The sequence below is a fragment of the Bradyrhizobium diazoefficiens USDA 110 genome (assembly GCF_000011365.1).
Lineage (GTDB): Bacteria > Pseudomonadota > Alphaproteobacteria > Rhizobiales > Xanthobacteraceae > Bradyrhizobium > Bradyrhizobium diazoefficiens.
In genome coordinates this window covers 2157965-2174445 of the sequence record NC_004463.1, presented here as the reverse complement: position 1 = coordinate 2174445, position 16481 = coordinate 2157965, and the positions used below count along the sequence as shown (strand labels likewise).

The following is a 16481-nucleotide window of genomic DNA, read 5'->3' as shown; positions in this document are numbered from 1 at the left end:
AGCTCGGCACGATCTTGCGCAACTTCAAGCAAGAGCACTGTCTAGCACGCAGTGGGCTTCCCGACCCATCAATCAAGGTCGAAGTTGACGGACCATCGAGCTAGACTTGTGGTCGTTCCAGAGCCAAAGCGATCGAGCCTGCAATCGATCGGCATCGCGTTGCTCGCGATTGCAAGCGATAGCACGTCCGTGTTGCCGGAAGAATGACCTTAAGCGCCTGAGGCGTGCCATCGATCCAGTACTGTAAGTGCGGCTGGGCGTTGCCGCAGCTTAGCGACGGAAGGAGCCGAACACCTTTTGGCTTTGCTCCGCGTCGCAGGTGATCATGAACGATCATTTTCAAAGAGGATGATCCGCGCGAGGCGACCACTGCCGAGCCACAGCGTCTCGGTAGAAGCAAAGCAGCGGAAACCGCGAGCTCCGCAATCTGACGCCGCGGGCGATTGGGCACGTTTCTTTCCAAGACATGTTGTGCGCCAGTTACAGCAATTCGCGTTCATGTTGTTAAACGGCACGGTGCCTGGGGCACCTAAAGGAAACAACACGCGAATGAAAAAGATTCTTATTCTGACTGCATGCATCGGCGCACTCTGTGCGGCCGCCCCCTCATTCGGCACGGATCTGGCCGGGCAGCCCGTCAAGGTCAAGGCGGCACCGCTGCCGGTCGCGGCCCCGATTATCGATTGGTCCGGCTACTATATGGGCGCAAACGGTGGCTGGGGAACGAGCCACAATTGCTGGGATTTCAATGGCATCACTTCCGAGGGCTGCCATAATTCGACTGGCGGTACCGTTGGCGGCCAGATCGGCTATCGTTGGCAAATCTTCAACATGGTGTACGGCCTCGAAGGCCAGGGCAACTGGGCCGACTTCCGCGGCTCCAATGTCAGCACCGCCTTCCCGACAGACACCGTTGGCACCACGACAGATGCATTCGGCCTACTCACGGGCCATATCGGATACGCGTTCAATGCTGTGCTCCTTTATGGCAAGGGCGGTGCTGCGGTGACCAGCAACACCTATTACGTCAACTCGGTGGCAACCGGCACCGAGCTTGGCAAAAACAATGATGTGCGTTGGGGTGGCGTGCTGGGCGCCGGTGCCGAAGTCAGCCTCACGCCGAACTGGTCAGCGGGCGTCGAGTATAACCACTTGTTCATGCAGCGCAGCAACATAAGCTTCCCAGCGGCCCTTGGCGCGGATCGCGCGCACCAGGACGTCGATCTCATCACGGCACGGCTCAACTACAAGTTTGGCTGGCCGTTCGCCAGATAAAGATCTCCACGCGTTTGGATGAATCGGGACCCCGGCCCGCGGTCGGGGTTCTTTCCTCAGCTGTTCCTCTCCCTAGACCCCTGTCCGACGTCCCGAGCAAGCGGTGCGGGCTCATCTGAGCAAAGAATCACCCGCTGGTGGAGAGAGCCATGCTCCGACCAGTGAGCATTAGATCGGCCGATTCCACATCTTACCGACCTTACGAAGCCCCAGAACCTCACCCAGCGCGAGATGCAGACTTGCCCAAAGGAGGGTTATATCTGCGAGTTCACCGAAAGCACCGTGCTCAACTTGCCAGAAGCTGGAAGCCAAAGATGTGACAGTTGGCGGTCGTTCCTCAATTGAATTCAAAGAACATCGAGGCGAATAGCTATCGCGACTGCTTGAATCCGGCTGGTCGCACCCAGCTTTCCCATCGTATTCTTGACATGAAAATTGACTGCATTCTCGCTGATTTCCAGGATCATCCCAATTTCCCATAACGATTTTCCTTCTCTGACGCCATTGGCCGCATTCGTTGCTCTGCCGGCGACTGCGCCAGGATGATCGCATCGTCAAACAACCGAATAGCGTCATCATCCTTGCTCCGAGGCGATCGACAAAGTGCTCGCTGATGGCGAGCTGGCGAACTCGGAGATCATCGCCTGTCGTCCGTGCGGATCGACTCCATGCGAACACAAGGATGCTCCATCTTACTCATGCCGGCAGTGATAGAAGGGCCGAGGGCCCCGGGACTGTGCTGGCGACAAGAACCGAGCGCACGCACGGCTAGATGCTTGGGTCGGTTTAGCTTGCATGGCGAGAAAACGCAGTCGCGTCCGAACGGTGCTTCGCTTTGTCTCTCGGGCGAGCACGAGGAGATCTTGGGCTCTGAACTACACGTAAGGTAGAGCACGCACCTTTCAGTGCGAGACTCGATCTGCGTCTTGTCAGTACCAATTCCCTGCTTTGAGATGAAGACAACAGAAGTGTCATCTTTTTTCCCAATCTTGCGAATCATCCATCGCTAACCTGTCGCTGATTCTCGGCGTGTGACAGCGTCGGTGACGCGATCGATGAGCTGAACGGAAGATCCGATGCAGACGCCATACTCCCCGCATCGTTGTCCGGCATTTCATCGGGCCCGTCCGGCAGGCCCGGTACAAACGAACCGAACGGACAGAAATGGGCCACGTCAAAAACGCAACAAGCGATAGGCGCAGTCGCGAAACCTGTTTGATGCGGAAGACACTTTGCATGCGCATTCCAGAAGGAGAGGCCCCCGGATCGGACTAGCAAGTGCCATACCAACTGTTGATTTCGCCAAAATCAATCGTCGCAAAAGGACTTCGAATGCGGACGGTTGGTTGCGAGGTAGGTGCCTCGAAGCATTCATGACATGGGGAGGGAAGGCGACAGTACCATTGCGAGCTGCGGCACGGGGTAAGCTACAGCAACAAATGCAGCTCACCTCGGCAGCTCACCTCGGCCGCCCCCTCGAGTGCCGTCCTCTCAGGGCCTCAAACGCCCCCTATTGGGGCCCAGTCAACTACCAACCTCGGCAATTGATGGGAGGGTCCACACATGGCACTCGCTAAGGAACTTGAACTGACTACACCTCCGGCCGCACGATTCCGGCGAACCGCTTAGATCCGCCCCGAGCGGAAATACAATTAGGCCGCACCAGATGCACGAATCATGATGGGCTTGCTAATAAAACGGGCGAAGATCGTCGCCAAGATATGTGAAGCATGACTTCCCTGCTCTTCGCGATCATCTCCCTGCTATATGCGAGCGTTGGCCAGGCTGGCGGGACTGCATTCCTCTCGCTAATGGCTTTTTTTGGTATGTCATCGACAGAGACGCGCCCCACGGCGCTTGGTCTCAACATTGTCGTCGCGGCTTATTCTACTTGGCTGTTCAACCGCAACAAGGTCGTTGACTGGACAATCCTGCGCCCTCTTCTCTTTTCGTCAATGCCAGCGTCGCTTGCCGGTGGCTTGATTGTGCTCGAGGAGCACATGTACAAAACACTAACCGGACTCGTTCTTCTTCTGGCGAGCGCAGTGATGATCATGCAGCGGGGACGAGCTGTCGATCGCGTCGGCGAAATTCCGCTCCGGGAAAGCGTGAGCATTGGCGCGGTCCTTGGCCTCGTTTCTGGCCTGACTGGGGTGGGCGGCGGTGTGTTCCTCGCCCCGACGCTCATCGCACTGAATTGGGCATCACCGAGGCAGACCGTCGCGCTATCACCCCCTTTTATCCTGGCCAATTCCACAGTCGGCTTCGTCGGAGCTCTTTTCACCGGGCAATTTCCCTCTCCGGATTTGGCTCTATACGCTATCTTCACGCTGGCGGGGGCGGTCGCTGGAGCAGTAATCGGCCTGAAATGGTTGAGCCAGACAGCCATCAGATTCATACTGGCGGCCGTTCTGCTCGTTGCCGGCATTCAATTGGTTCGCGCTTAAAGTGGAAACGCGCATCTTTCATGCGGGCGATCCCAGCGCGGTCAGATCGAAGTACAAGGTTTCTGCGAGCCGCGGCTCAAGCCTGGTCCGAGCGCCTTGCCCAACACTGAAAGCCGCCAACACGATCGCGAAAAGCCGTAGGGTCGAGCGAGGGTGAGGCGGATCCGAGCGCGCTCCGCATCGTCCTGAGGCGGACGGTCAGTACTAGATCGCATCCGATTCGCGCTTCCAATCGACCTGCAGGATCAACGTCGGGCAGGCCGGGCGAGCAAACGAGGCGTACGCCGATCTCGGCTATGGCCTGGCGCGACGCTTCAATCAAGCGTGCCGGACGAAGAGCACCTGATCGATGGCGATCCGGCAAGCTCTCACTACCCTGAGGACCGCGCCAGGGTGCGCATTCGACTTGGTTAGGAGCGATAGGGCGATGAACTCTCAATATAGTATTTCTGCAAGGCCGCGCAATCTCCTTTCTCGCGCGCGTGTGGGCTGCGTCCTCATGGAGAATATTACGAAGATGATGTCCACGCTCGATTGGTTTTCGAAACAGACACTTTATCGATCCAGTGTGAATGGACTGGAACGCCAGGATGCGAATCCCATTTTCTGTAATCATGAGGCACAACCTTACACCCCGGCTCCTGCATACATGGCCTCCAGCTCGCAGCGTAGGAATGTTTTGTGACGGGATGATCGACGCCTCACCAGGCGACTTATGTGGAACCGAATCTGGAGGTCCATCGCATTGATGCGACGCCAATGAAGACTCGCTGCATAGATATGCGATCTGGCCGATCAACAGCTGCAACGGCGTTATCAGAAACAAAACGCCTCAACCGATGAAGCAGAATAGAAAGTACAGCAAATCGTTCCGAGCTCGCGTTTGCCATCAGCACGACGTCCAACTCGTTGTGAGTTAGTGACATGTATTTGGATCTGAACGAGACGCCGGCGAACCAAGGCGTCCCGACGCACTTTGCCGGGGGCGTGAAGTGCGCCGGGGCCACCCCAACATCATCAGTACATCCGTGATGATGCTTGCGGCAATGAGACAAGCAGCGTGGCGGAATTGAGGCTCATTGATTTTATGCTGGAAACCAAAAAAGTTTTTCGCGAGCTGCTACAAAAGACTTGAATCGCACGCAGCGTCACGTGCTGCAATCGCACATCGCACATCGCGCTCTGCTCTAGCAAGTCACTTATCTCCGTGACGCTCCGGCCTTGAACGGGAGGCATCCGTCGATTGCGGAGCAACCACGTCGGCCTTTCCTCGGAAGTCCAGCAACAAGCTCAGCTGCCCTGCTGAGGTTTTAAGATCCCTGTTTCCGTCGCAAAAAGGCAGCACGCCAGGGGGAATGCGGAGACGACGCTGCCCGATGAGCGATTGATACTGCGCACGGCTAGTCGCGGTACACCGCGCTAATTCGAGCGTCCTCGTAGAAATTCATATGCCACCATAAACGTCCGAATAATTGCGGACGAGCGGCGCTCACTTCCAGGCATGAACCCCAACGCTGCGTTTGGCCGTGACGTCGAGAGCAGGCCAGATCTCAGGAACCGTTAGACGCGTTTGACATAACGCAAAGACATAACAGTGGGCATCGGTCAGCTTTATGCCGCTCGACCATGAGAAAGTTAGGCTTTGCAGACGTCTCTCCTGAACAAGTATTGCGACGCTCGCCTGCCTTGGTACACCATATACCCGACCGTGCCGGATTTCTCCGCGACCGTCGGTGCCAAGACTTGTGAGACATGGTTGAGGCGGCTGCCGCCCGACGATCCCGTGTCGCTATACATCCACGTTCCGTTCTGTCGTGCTATCTGTTGGTATTGCGGCTTCCCTACAAGCCTCACTCGCAGCGAGCGACCGATCCGCAAGTACTTGGCGACGCTGCATGCCGAGATACGTTTGGTCGCAGAGCAAGCGCCTCGCGCGCTGCCGGTAAGCGACGTGCATTTCGGCGGCGGGACGCCGACTACTATTGCACCGGCCGATTTTCTCGCCTTGATGGCACTCCTGCGACGCTGCTTCGCGTTCAGCAAATCAGCTACCATCGCCATAGAAATCGACCCACGTGCGTTCACGGCCGAGATGGTTGAAACATTACAAGTGGCCGGCGTCAATCGCGCGAGCATCGGCGTGCAAAGCTTCGACGGGGTGGTTCAGAGGTCGGTCAACCGCGTCCAGAGCGAGGTGCAGACGGCGTCTGTCGTCGAAAGCCTTCGCCAGCATGGGATAAGCCGCATCAATTTCGACCTCCTCTTCGGACTGCCGCATCAGACGGTGCGATCTTGCGTGGACTCTACACGGACGGCTCTGGCCATGCGGCCAGACCGGCTTGCAGTTTTCGGCTATGCTCACGTCCCCTCCTATATGAAACGTCAGCGCCAGATCGATGAGACGGCGCTGCCGGATAATCTCGCCCGCGCCGAGCAAGCCGCGGCTATCGCAGATACGCTGGTCTCGGCTGGCTACCGCCAGATCGGGCTCGACCATTTCGCCCTGCCCAACGACGAGCTCGCGCTGGCGCAGAAAGCCGGTCAGCTTCGCCGCAACTCCCTGGGCTATTCGGCTGATACCTGCAAAACCGTGATCGGCTTAGGTCCGTCAGCCATCGGCCGTCTGCGTGAGGGTTACGTTCAGAACGAGAGCGCAACCGCTTCCTATCACCAACACATTCAGGCTGGTCGTCCGGCAACCTCAAAAGGCTACTGCCTCTCCCCCGAAGATCGCCTCCGCGCCGCAATTATCGAGCGTCTGATGTGCGATTTGCAGGCCGACGTACCAGCGATCTGTGCTGCTCACGGATTTGATCCAATTCCTCTTCTCAATTCGGCCGACCGGCTGGGAATGCTCGCCGAAGACGGGATAGTGGACATTGAAGAGGGATTCATTCGGGTCAAGCAGGAACACCGGTTTCTCGTTCGTGCTGTTGCTGCCGCATTCGACACCTATCTCGACCGTATCCCTATTAACTAAGCCGCGCATGTGAGCAGATCTCAAACATTTAAGCTCTTCGCGACGGAATGATCTGAAGAGGCACCTCCGGCAGACAGGCCAGATTTCGAGGATGCAGCGGCGGTGTCATGACAACGATCTTTCAGATATGGCCTCAAACCGGGAGGGCTGACTAAAGGGAAGCTGATTTGAAGGAGAAGCGCAGCGGATTCCGCCGTTCAGGGCCACGGCTCGATCATGCCGAAAGGGCTCTGCCCCACCTCCCCTTGACTGCTCTTGATGATGGTGACGGCCTCAGCGACGTGCCGCTGGAGACGCCGGCGCCCGCACCAGCTTCGGGAAATTTACGGCTGGAGGCAGCTTTGCGAAGCTACGGTCCACCTCCTCGAGCACAGTTGGACACTCGACGACGCCTGCAGCGTCCCAGACTCAAGGCTCGGCTGTCTTCGGTCCGGCGATCACTGGCGCGCCTCCGACGGAAACAGGTCCCTGTGGTTTGGACCGCCCGAAGCGTTTCCTGGCGGCGCTCGAAACAGCCCGGGCTGGCGACAAAGGAGGCTCGGAAGCAGCAGAAGGGACAGGTGTTGAACTCTGCAGCGCATCGATCCGCGAAGTCAGTATGGTGATCTGATCCAGGACCCCTTTGAGGACATCCCGCTGGGCATCGATCCGGCGGTTGAGTTCTGCGATCTCATCACCATTTTTCTGCTGTGCCCACTTTATCTCGGACAAGGATGCCCTGTCCTCCGGTGGCAGGCTCATCGTTGAAGCGACTTCGCTGCTTTCCGGCGTCTCGACAGGCTCTTCAAGGTTAGCCCAAAGCCAGGCGCTAGCAGCACACGAGCCGACGAGGATAAGCGGGAGCACCAAAACCGGGAGAATCCGTCTTGACGGCCCGTGCAAGAGCGGCCGCAAGTCTGAAGCGGCCGCTTGATCAATCAAGTCCATTGTCCCTCGCTCAAGATCTCGTTCCAGCAGGCTTATTTTGTCGACGCGATAGCTCGCGATGCTCCCGCGTTCCAGGAGCTGCCAGCGTCGACAATAATCAATCTTGGTGAGCTTCCCGATCGGCTGCGCCTACTCCTATGAAACGCTCCTTCTTGAGCAACGCGACAATTTGCGCGCGTTCTCAATGATAGCGCCACCAGCGAGCAATGGTTCTCGTCGTAGTCGGCGATGGCGCAGCATTCTCTCATCATTCAGAAGAACCTTGCAGATTTTTTACCGTGCCCCGGCACGAATGCAAACCGTCCACTGATTCCTGCAAGTGTTCGATGGAGCCCCGCCTCACGCATTGCCCAGACCAGCAACCTCGTCTGGGACGCGCCACGTAAGCGCCACGGCTGATCGGCCGAGCCGCAATGGCGCGATTGGACCGGCAAACATTGCACCTGATCAACTACCAGTTCCGGCAGGTTGTTCGAGATGACGGGCACGTGGCAAGCGTAACCAACGAACGCCGCGCACATCAAGGTTTTGGATGCAAGACAGGTTTTGCCGCGCCGACGGCAGAAAGCAACTGCTCGCCGATATCCGCCAAAGCTGCTCGATGGCTGATTCCTCCGGTCCCCTGGGCTATCACGTTGGATGTTGTGGTGTGGTTGCCGCGCGCGCAAATCCAAAAGCTCTTCGGCCTTCAAGCCCGCCGATCGTCTCGTGTTTCGGTGACAACGATACCAATGAAACGCTTCGTGAAGCCAAGCCTCTTGCACGGCTAGCCTTGCTTTCGGGTGGCTGCCGTTTGGTCCAGAAAGCCGCCTTCGATGCAGATGCGCACCACCGCCAGACTCGCCTGACGCACAGTGAGCAAGGTGGACATTCGCAACGCTTTGGCGGCCAGGACAGAACGCTCCGCGCGCTCGTGAGCATTTGCCGAGCCAGCGCTCTCCGCTGGCTCTGGGCGCACCGGCGTCACGCACAACCAAAGTTTCGGACCAGATCATCCTCGCGCCGCGAGCTGAGAGGTTCAGGAAGCCTGAGTGGCTCTGTTCGGATAGATCGAGTTCTGGCTCGTCCCCCTCCCCCACGGACGCGAAACGACAGCCGCGATGCCGCTTGCTCGTCATTGCGAGGAGCGCTGGCGACGAAGCGATCCAGACTGCCACTGCGGGGGGGTCTGGATTGCTTGGCTGCGCTTGCAATGACGATGTGGAAGCAGGCGCGTGCCACACGCCGCCGCGAGCTCACTTCGGGCCAATCAGGCCGCATATTCATGGCCGGCAGACATGGACCCGAACTACGCCATGCGTGATTGCCTTCTTGCGACGACCTCGCCCCGGACATACTCGGCTACGGCAGCACTTTCTTTCAATTTAAGACCAAGGGGCAAGCAATCTGGGCTTGCTATCGCACTTTCGCTAGCGGCTTGTCTGGTCGGCAATCCCGTACTGGCACAAACCGCGAGCGGACTTGATCCTAGTAACCACCCTGTGGATCAGGCCAGCAAAAGAGGAAAGACTTCCGACCGGGCCGCAAAGCTCCCGATCGACCTGATCTGTCAGGCAATCCGCCCTCCTGCCCCGGCGCGAGCAGCAGGTCCCGGAGTGCCTTTGGAGAAGCGCGGCAATGCGGACAGGGCTGCTCAGACGAGACCGCAAAAAACGATCGATCCCTTCCAAAGGTACGACAATCTGCGTGAAAAAGGGTTGTGGTTCCCCATCCCTGGTCCTGCAGATACGATTGATCAGGACAAGGGGGGCGTTAGATCTGCGCTGGCGGACGTCGGCATCGGCTATATCGGGTGGACACATAACTCCTTTGCAAGCAACCAGCTACCGCATGCAGCCAGAAGCACTATCGCAAACCAGCTCTATATGGGCCAGAATCCGACTTTCGCGTCGGCGAACTTCATGATCGTCACCTACGATCTGAGCCGGTTTGGCATTGCCGACGGACAGATTGTCGTAGGGGCCGAGCAGCAATACTGGACGTGGGATCGCCCAGGGCCAGATCGGGTGGGACTCAATACGCTCGCCTACTACCAGACTTTCTTCAACAGGACACTAGAACTCAAACTTGGCTACCTCAGAAACCAGAATGAATTCACCGGCACATTGTTCGGAGGAATCACAGGATCGAACATGTCTGCCTTGTTCCAGGCTGGGATGAGCACCAATGCCGCGCCCACGCCAGCGGCCAACTTGAAGTACAATTTTGACGCTCGCTTGTACAACAAGGTCTCCGTCCAGCGCTCAATCAGTCCAGATGGTGCCTATGCCCATATAACCGAGAATCCCACCGGCTTGAAATGGAGCACGGCCAATGCAGGCATCCTTCTTGTCGAAGAAGCCGGCTACAAGAGCAAGGCTGCTCCCGGCGTACCCGACACGTGGCTGCGGGCGGGCGTTGGTTTGAACAGGAGCCGCTACACGAATTTGGCGGATCCCAAGCAACAAAGGGAGAGCGGAAATAATTTTCACTACATCGCTGCGGACAGGCAGCTCTGGCAGAGTGACGCCCTTGGGTCGCCGTCTCGCGGCATCTACGGCGGCTTCTCCGTCATGGGAGCTCCACCTGAGCGCAACAGGATCAGCCGGTATTACGAGCTTCGTCTTTATGCAAAGGGACCTTTTGATAGCCGGCCCAGTGATCTGATTGCTCTCGTGGCGACCAACACGGCCTGGAGTAAGCTTGCAGTGGATGCTGCTCTGGCAAAAGGCCAGCTTGCGCACCGCGATAGCACAGCAGTCACGGGAACATACATCGCGCATCTCGCTCCGGGGATATATGCAAGCGTCGGACTGTCATACATTCATTACCCGACAATCATCACACACACGCCCCAAACGGAACACGCGCTCAATCTGTTGATATCTACGTTGATATTCTTCTGATCATCGCAAGCGCCGTTCTGCTCCGACGTTATCGTGACGCATGGGACCGAACCCTACCACGGCAAGTCGGCTAAGCGTGACAGAAACGAGAGCGCGACCTTCGACCGAGCAACGAGCACCACTTTATCGGCATGGGGAAGGACCTGGACGATCGTAAGCTCGGGGGAAACCAGCGAGCGGAAGGCATGGAGCAAGGGCGAATCGCGGGCATCGATTGCGATTCTGATCTTATGACCTTATTCGCGCCCGTGAATTCCGCAACCTTCACCAAAGAACCCAATTGCATGAGACGAGGCGGTCTCGCGGGCGCCGGCATCACCGCGTTGATGAGCCGCGAGGCCGTTTGCTACGACAATGCCCCGATGGAGAGCTTCCTCCATACACTGGTTCGTCATCGCAACCATAACCGCGCCGACGCCCAGCGCATTATCTTTGCTTTCATCGAGGGCTTCTACGAGCCGAACCCGGCTCCATTCCGCAATCGATATATCGCCCGATCGAGATGGAGCTAAAAGCCGCTTAAACCCCTCCACTCTTTCGGGGAAGATCAGACTGCCCTAAATTTAGAGCCGAGTCATCTGGATCGACGGATACTGGCGACGGTATGGATTGATCATCGAGCAATCGCCAAAGCTCCCCTGGAGAGAATTGCTCTAGATCGAAACTAAGCCCTTCTGGACCGGCGGAGAACGACGGGGCAGGGTGTTGGCGCAAGTCATCCTGCAAGTCCTTTTCTAGTCGCTGAAGCTCCTCTGAGGGGACGGAGACGGGGGACGGCATGGATTGATTATCAAGCAATCGCCGAAGCTCCCCTGGAGAGAATTGCTTTAGATCGAAACTAAACTCTTCTGGATCGGCGGAGAACGACGCGGCAGGGTGTCGGTGCAACTCGCCCTGTAAGTCCTTTTCCAGTCGCTGAAGCTTGTCCGAAGGGACGGAGGCTGGTGACGGAATGGGTTGATGATCAAGATGATCCAGCACTTGCAAAAGCTCCCACTGATGAAGCTGCTCGGGATTGATCGCGACGTGCCCTTGGACGAAAGCCGACGGGGCGGGTTGATCCTCCTGCCCGTCCCGAAGCTCCTCTCGCCGACTGCTAGCTTCGTACGAGGCCCTGTGCTGTGCAGCGGCGTCGCCGATGAGCGTCGGTTCCATCAGTGCCGCGCTTTCGGGATGGATGGGGGCCACGTTCGGGGGGCGGGCGCGACCGCTCCGTTGGCGTACGATGACTTCGCCCGTCGACCGAAAGGTGCGGAGATGGTCTAATGCTACAAGGAGGATTTTGGGATTTCCCTTTCCGACGAACTCGTATACGTCACCGCCATTGCTCAGCGACTTATTGTCCTGCCGAGCAACAATGCTCGGTCTGCGTTTTGCGAAGAGCCAACGGCTAAAGCTAAGAAGTCGTCCGTGAAGAAGGACTAAGCCACTGATCGGGAATCTCGATTTGGGCTAAGGGGCATTTCCAGATTGCAAGGTTTTGATGCTTTGGGCGTCAGAACCTTGCGATTTGGTTTTCGTGGATTCCCTCGAAGCGGGAAGCATGATTCCTTGTCTGCATCGGAGGGAACGATGCGGCCGAAGAAGCACAAGACGACGGGATCGAACGATCTGTTCCGGGCTCGGCTCGACCAGATCATCAATATGAAGCACGAGCTGGTTCTGCTCGCCGGCAAGGTCGATTGGGACTGGATCGACGGCGAGATCGCGCCGCTCTACAGCGAGAACGGCAGGCCCGGGATCGAGACGCGCTTCATGATCGGTCTGCTGTTGCTCAAGCACATTTACGGGCTGTCCGATGAGGAGGTGTGCGAGCGCTGGGTCCATGACCCATACTTCCAGTTCTTCACCGGGGAAGAGTTCTTTCAGCACACGTTCCCGCACGAGCGCTCGGACCTGAGCCATTGGCGCAAGCGGCTTGGCGACAAGCTGGAGTTGCTGCTGGCCGAGAGCTTGCGGGTAGCGCACGAGGCCGGTGCATTACGCAGCCAGGACCTCAAGCGGGTTACGGTCGACACCACGGTGCAGCCGAAGGCCATCACCTTTCCGACCGATGCCAAGCTGCTGCATGCGGCCATCAAGGGGCTCAACCGCCTGGCGATCAGGCACGGCGTCAGGCTGCGGCAATCCTATGCTCGCATCGCCAAGGCCGCCGCGATGATGGCCGGCCGCTACGCCCATGCCAAACAGTTCAGGCGGCATCAGCGGCAGTTGCGTATCCTGCGTAGCCGGCTGGGCCGGATCATCCGCGACATCCGCCGCAAGATCGAAGGCCAGCCAGCACTGGAGCAGGCGTTCGCCCTCCCGCTCGGCCGGGCCACGCAGATCCGCTCGCAGCAGCAGCGCCAGCGCGGCTGGAAGCTCTATTCCTTCCATGCCCCGGAAGTGGAGTGCATCGGCAAGGGCAAGGCCAGCGCGCCTTACGAGTTCGGCGTGAAGGCCTCCATCGTCACCAACAACCGCCGGGCTCCCGGTGGCCTGTTCGTGCTGCACGCCAGCGCACTGCCCGACAACCCCTACGACGGTCACACCTTGCGGGACGTCATTGACCGCACCGAGACACTCACCGGCTGTCCGATCGAGCGGGCCTATGTCGACAAGGGATACCGCGGCCACGACGCACAAAATCCCCGTCGCGTCTTCATCTCCGGCCAGAAGCGCGGCGTTTTCGGTGTCATCAAGCGCGAGCTGCGCCGCCGCTCCGCCATCGAGCCCATCATCGGACACCTGAAGGCGGAAGGCCACCTCGGGCGCTGCTACCTCAAAGGCCGCGCCGGCGATGCCGCCAACGTCGTCCTCTCAGCCGTCGGACACAACTTCCGCCGCATCCTCGCCTGGCTGAGATATCTCTTGTGCCTGTTCCTGGCCCAGCTATGGCGCACGCTCGCCCGGCCAGCCTCGATCAATCCGGCTTCTTAACGGACGACTAAGAAGAGCGCCTGCATGTTGCTTCGCCCCACCGGCGACCATCCCGCCTTTGATGAGAGCCTCCTCAAGCCTCAAGATTTCGGGAGCATCCTCGGATAAACAGGCCGCTTGTCCAACTGATGCCCCCGTACCACAATCCCAGTTGATTGAGCCGGCTGCATCGCGGAGGCTGCTGACATTGCTCCACCACCGCCTGAATTGGCGAACTCGCTCAGCTGCTGCTCAATGGCAACGCCTTGCGGACTTTTTAGGGCCCTTGGCCTCTTCGCTGCTCTCAACTCAGCTGTGTTACGCTCATCGTTGATGAGGACCTCGCTTGGCAAGAGGTTGCTCCTGGCAAGTGCACTCATCGGCTCGGCCGGGGACTGCTGGTGTAGCTAGACACATTGGTAGAGGGCCTACCGCGTGGCCCACCGTCAGGGATCGCGTTATCGGCTTCGCGCACCTCGTTTAATTGCTGCTCAAAGTCGTCTTGCCCGGATCGGTCGGGTTGATGCTCTTGCGAGACCTGTACCGCGGCCCGGCAGTTACGTCAAAATTGTGCGGTTCCACATTAGCCTCTCGTCATGAAATCAATTGAGCTAGTCCTACTATGAACAAACTTTCGAGAATCTGACGAGCCGTCGCCCGCGGCTCTCAATCGTCGCGCAACTTCATGCCGAAATCCTCGACTTGCGCGCCACCGGTCTGTCGCCGCGCGGGATCGCGCCGCAGATCGCCATGAGCGTGAGGACTATCGAACGCTGGCTTGCTGCGGGCGGTGAGCCTGAGCGCCGGCGGCCGCCCGCACACTCTGTCCTCATTGATCCTTTTCGAGATTATTTGGGAAAAGCGCTGGGAGGAAGCTGACCTTAGCGATTTTTATCGCACCAAGCTCGCTTTCATCGGCTTCCCAGGTCCAGTGGGCACTTGCACTCTGCTCCCGAGCGGACCAGGTGTTTGCAACGCAGCGCGAGGGGCCTTTGCATAGCGCAATAACTGAACTGGGCATGAGGCCTTAAGCTATGCAGGTTGCGAAATACCGCGCCCGCCGAGGAATTTGGGCGGCCATCAGGAAAAGCCTTTGTCAGCAAACTTTCGTTTGGTGGCCAAGTTCTTGGCGCTTGGCCATCGCCTGCGCTCGGCGCCGGTGCTCCCTCGATCAGGAATGCGTTCGATCTGTGGTAGCTGCGGTTTTCAAGACAAGAATTGGCGGACTATGTGAAAGGATCAGGGATGCAGAAAGCATGTCCGGGCACGCACCAAATTGGTAGAATCGCTTGGCAGATTCTACAAAGAGGAGGCTGGACGGTTCAGGCCGTGCCCCTGCAACGGATCCATCGCCTGCCAACAGCCTCGCTATAGAACGCCTTACGCGAGCTGCCCCGCCGAAAGCTCGATTGCAGGCCCTGCTGCCTCTTCAGCCACGTTCAGGATAAATGCGTACGCGCTGGCGGCCTTCGCTCTCCACCAATTCACCCCTGTAAGGCACTCCGCGGATCTCGAAATAGGTTGGTTGGCCCGCCCGCGGCAAGATGCCTTGGCCTTCCAGGGCGCGGACGAGGTAGGGCGGAAGGAATCGATCTCGGTGCTCCCATCCCCGCGGATCAGATACCCAAGATCAACGGGCCCCTCACCGGATTGCACGGCTGGCACGATCGGCCGGGGACGATAGAGCGACTGAGACGGGCCTGGTTCATCCGGCTGGCTCACACGGGGATGATGGATCAGGCGAACATCCCTGCGGCCTCCTGGTCCACCGTAGCCGAAAATAGCGCTCCCCATTGATCACAAACTGACTTGGCCCGAACTGGTTTGGCAGCAGATGCATATTTCCCAATACATCGATCAACACGACTGAAGCCGCCTGGGAGCCGTGGCGCCAGCCGGCGCCAACGATCGCTCCTATATCCCGCAGCTCCGGAGCCGCCCCCGGCGGTCCTGCGAACGACGAGGCGGCTGCAAATTCAGATGCTGGCGCAGAGCGCGCATCGTCACGCAAGTCGTGGGGTGTGGGGTGGATCCAGATCAACGAAGGAGTCGAGACCGCCGTAGATGTTTGACGATCGAGGCCTCACGCACGACGGCGATGCGGAGTCTTGCATCTGTTGCCCGAGCCAGGCCCAGGCTCCCTGGCTGGGGGTGGCCGGTGTAGCAGGAAGCTCGAGCGGCGGATGAGCTTGCGCGCCCCAGTGCGGCGCTGGCTCTGGTGAGGCGGGTCCTTGGATCTGCTCGCCAAGCCAGTTCCAGGCTCCGGCGCTCGGCGTCGCCGGGGTTGCGGGAAGCTGCTGCGACGAACCGGCCTGCCAATGGCTGGGCGGCGCTGGCATCGATATGTTGGGCCCGTGGATCTGCTCGCCAAGCCAATCCCAGGCGCCCGCGCTCGGGCTAGCTGGCGTTGCGGGAGGACCCTGCAGTGCATGCGGCTGTCGAGCAGCTTCCCAAGAAGGCTGGCCCGGATCCTCAGGAGGCCTCAATCCAAGCGCCCTGTTCGCCTCCAGGATTTGCTCGTATCCGCCAAGTTTGACCAGATCAGCATTGATCTTCTTGTCGTTGGTTTCGCGCCTGTACTCCTCGAGATCCCGGACAAACGCGGGGGTGGAAAGTCGGCCGGCCATCGGTGGCCTATCATGGGTCCGCAGCCACTCACTCAGCTTAGACATGCGGCGAGCTTGCCTGTCGATCGTCTTCGGCTCGATCCTGTGTGTTGCCTTTTCCGCCGCCGCCCACATGTGGATGAGGGTTGCGTCCGCGCCGTGAGGAGCCAGTCGGCGGAGATCAGGCGCCAGGGCGTTTCCGGCACCGACCTCACGGAGCTTCTTCAAGGCCGCCTTGATGCGCGTGCCGCGGCGGCCTGCGTACCTGTCGACCTCCTCATCGAGCTCAGCTTCCAGCTGGTGGTTTTCCACCTCCGGATTGTCCTGCTGCGCGTTTTCCAATTCCCGGCTATTCGATCCGCAATTGAGGGCCTGCCGTGCTCGCTCAGGAGCACGCTCAAATGGCGCAAATCGGTTGCCGCATTCTTGATCGTGCCGTCGGTGAGGTTACCCGCCGCCTTGT

General features: G+C 58.9%; 10 protein-coding genes and 1 pseudogene. 7 read left to right on the top strand and 4 right to left on the bottom strand.

The features are described 5' to 3' along the window. Positions 1 to 549: 549 nt before the first annotated feature. On the top strand, positions 550 to 1275 hold the full coding sequence (locus BJA_RS09900; RefSeq protein WP_014497822.1) for an outer membrane protein: 726 nt from the start codon (positions 550 to 552) through the stop codon (positions 1273 to 1275). 347 nt (positions 1276 to 1622) lie between these two features. Here BJA_RS09900 and BJA_RS09895 read toward each other — a convergent pair. Continuing rightward, a pseudogene (locus BJA_RS09895) lies at positions 1623 to 1760 on the bottom strand (LuxR C-terminal-related transcriptional regulator); the annotation flags it as partial. 1245 nt (positions 1761 to 3005) lie between these two features. Here BJA_RS09895 and BJA_RS09890 point away from each other — a divergent pair. Both BJA_RS09890 and hemN read left to right on the top strand, forming a co-directional pair. Next, the gene (locus BJA_RS09890; protein ID WP_011084806.1) at positions 3006 to 3722 is read left to right on the top strand and encodes a sulfite exporter TauE/SafE family protein; all 717 of its coding nucleotides are present in this window, start codon (positions 3006 to 3008) and stop codon (positions 3720 to 3722) included. Positions 3723 to 5364: 1642 nt separating this feature from the next. Next, positions 5365 to 6702: an oxygen-independent coproporphyrinogen III oxidase gene (gene hemN / locus BJA_RS09885; RefSeq protein WP_011084804.1), complete on the top strand. Its 1338-nt coding sequence runs from the start codon at positions 5365 to 5367 to the stop codon at positions 6700 to 6702. A gap of 408 nt (positions 6703 to 7110) precedes the next feature. Here the strand turns inward: hemN and BJA_RS09880 are convergent, their stop codons facing one another. Then, a complete protein-coding gene (locus BJA_RS09880; RefSeq protein WP_011084803.1) occupies positions 7111 to 7629 on the bottom strand; it encodes a hypothetical protein in 519 nt (172 codons plus the stop codon). A 413-nt stretch (positions 7630 to 8042) separates the two neighbouring features. Here BJA_RS09880 and BJA_RS09875 point away from each other — a divergent pair, with 413 nt between their 5' ends. From BJA_RS09875 to BJA_RS09865, 3 genes are all read left to right on the top strand, one after another. Further along, positions 8043 to 8399 (top strand): hypothetical protein, encoded by a 357-nt coding sequence (locus tag BJA_RS09875; protein WP_161966254.1) that lies wholly within the window; start codon positions 8043 to 8045, stop codon positions 8397 to 8399. Positions 8400 to 8906: 507 nt separating this feature from the next. Further along, positions 8907 to 10514, top strand: coding sequence for a carbohydrate porin (locus BJA_RS09870; protein WP_223153702.1), 1608 nt, complete (start codon positions 8907 to 8909; stop codon positions 10512 to 10514). 131 nt (positions 10515 to 10645) lie between these two features. Then, positions 10646 to 11026, top strand: a complete 381-nt coding sequence (locus BJA_RS09865; protein ID WP_011084799.1) for a transposase — start codon at positions 10646 to 10648, stop codon at positions 11024 to 11026. Positions 11027 to 11033: 7 nt separating this feature from the next. On the opposite strand, the gene BJA_RS09860 is transcribed toward BJA_RS09865, so the two are convergent. Further along, entirely contained in the window at positions 11034 to 11669 is a 636-nt protein-coding gene (locus tag BJA_RS09860) for a hypothetical protein (protein ID WP_014497829.1), read from the bottom strand. Positions 11670 to 12086: 417 nt separating this feature from the next. On the opposite strand from BJA_RS09860, the gene BJA_RS09855 reads away from it, so the two are divergent. Further along, positions 12087 to 13433, top strand: coding sequence for an IS5-like element ISBj5_B family transposase (locus BJA_RS09855; protein WP_011084757.1), 1347 nt, complete (start codon positions 12087 to 12089; stop codon positions 13431 to 13433). Positions 13434 to 15415: 1982 nt separating this feature from the next. Here the strand turns inward: BJA_RS09855 and BJA_RS09850 are convergent. Further along, positions 15416 to 16360, bottom strand: a complete 945-nt coding sequence (locus tag BJA_RS09850; protein ID WP_018647405.1) for a hypothetical protein — start codon at positions 16358 to 16360, stop codon at positions 15416 to 15418. Positions 16361 to 16481: the final 121 nt, after the last annotated feature.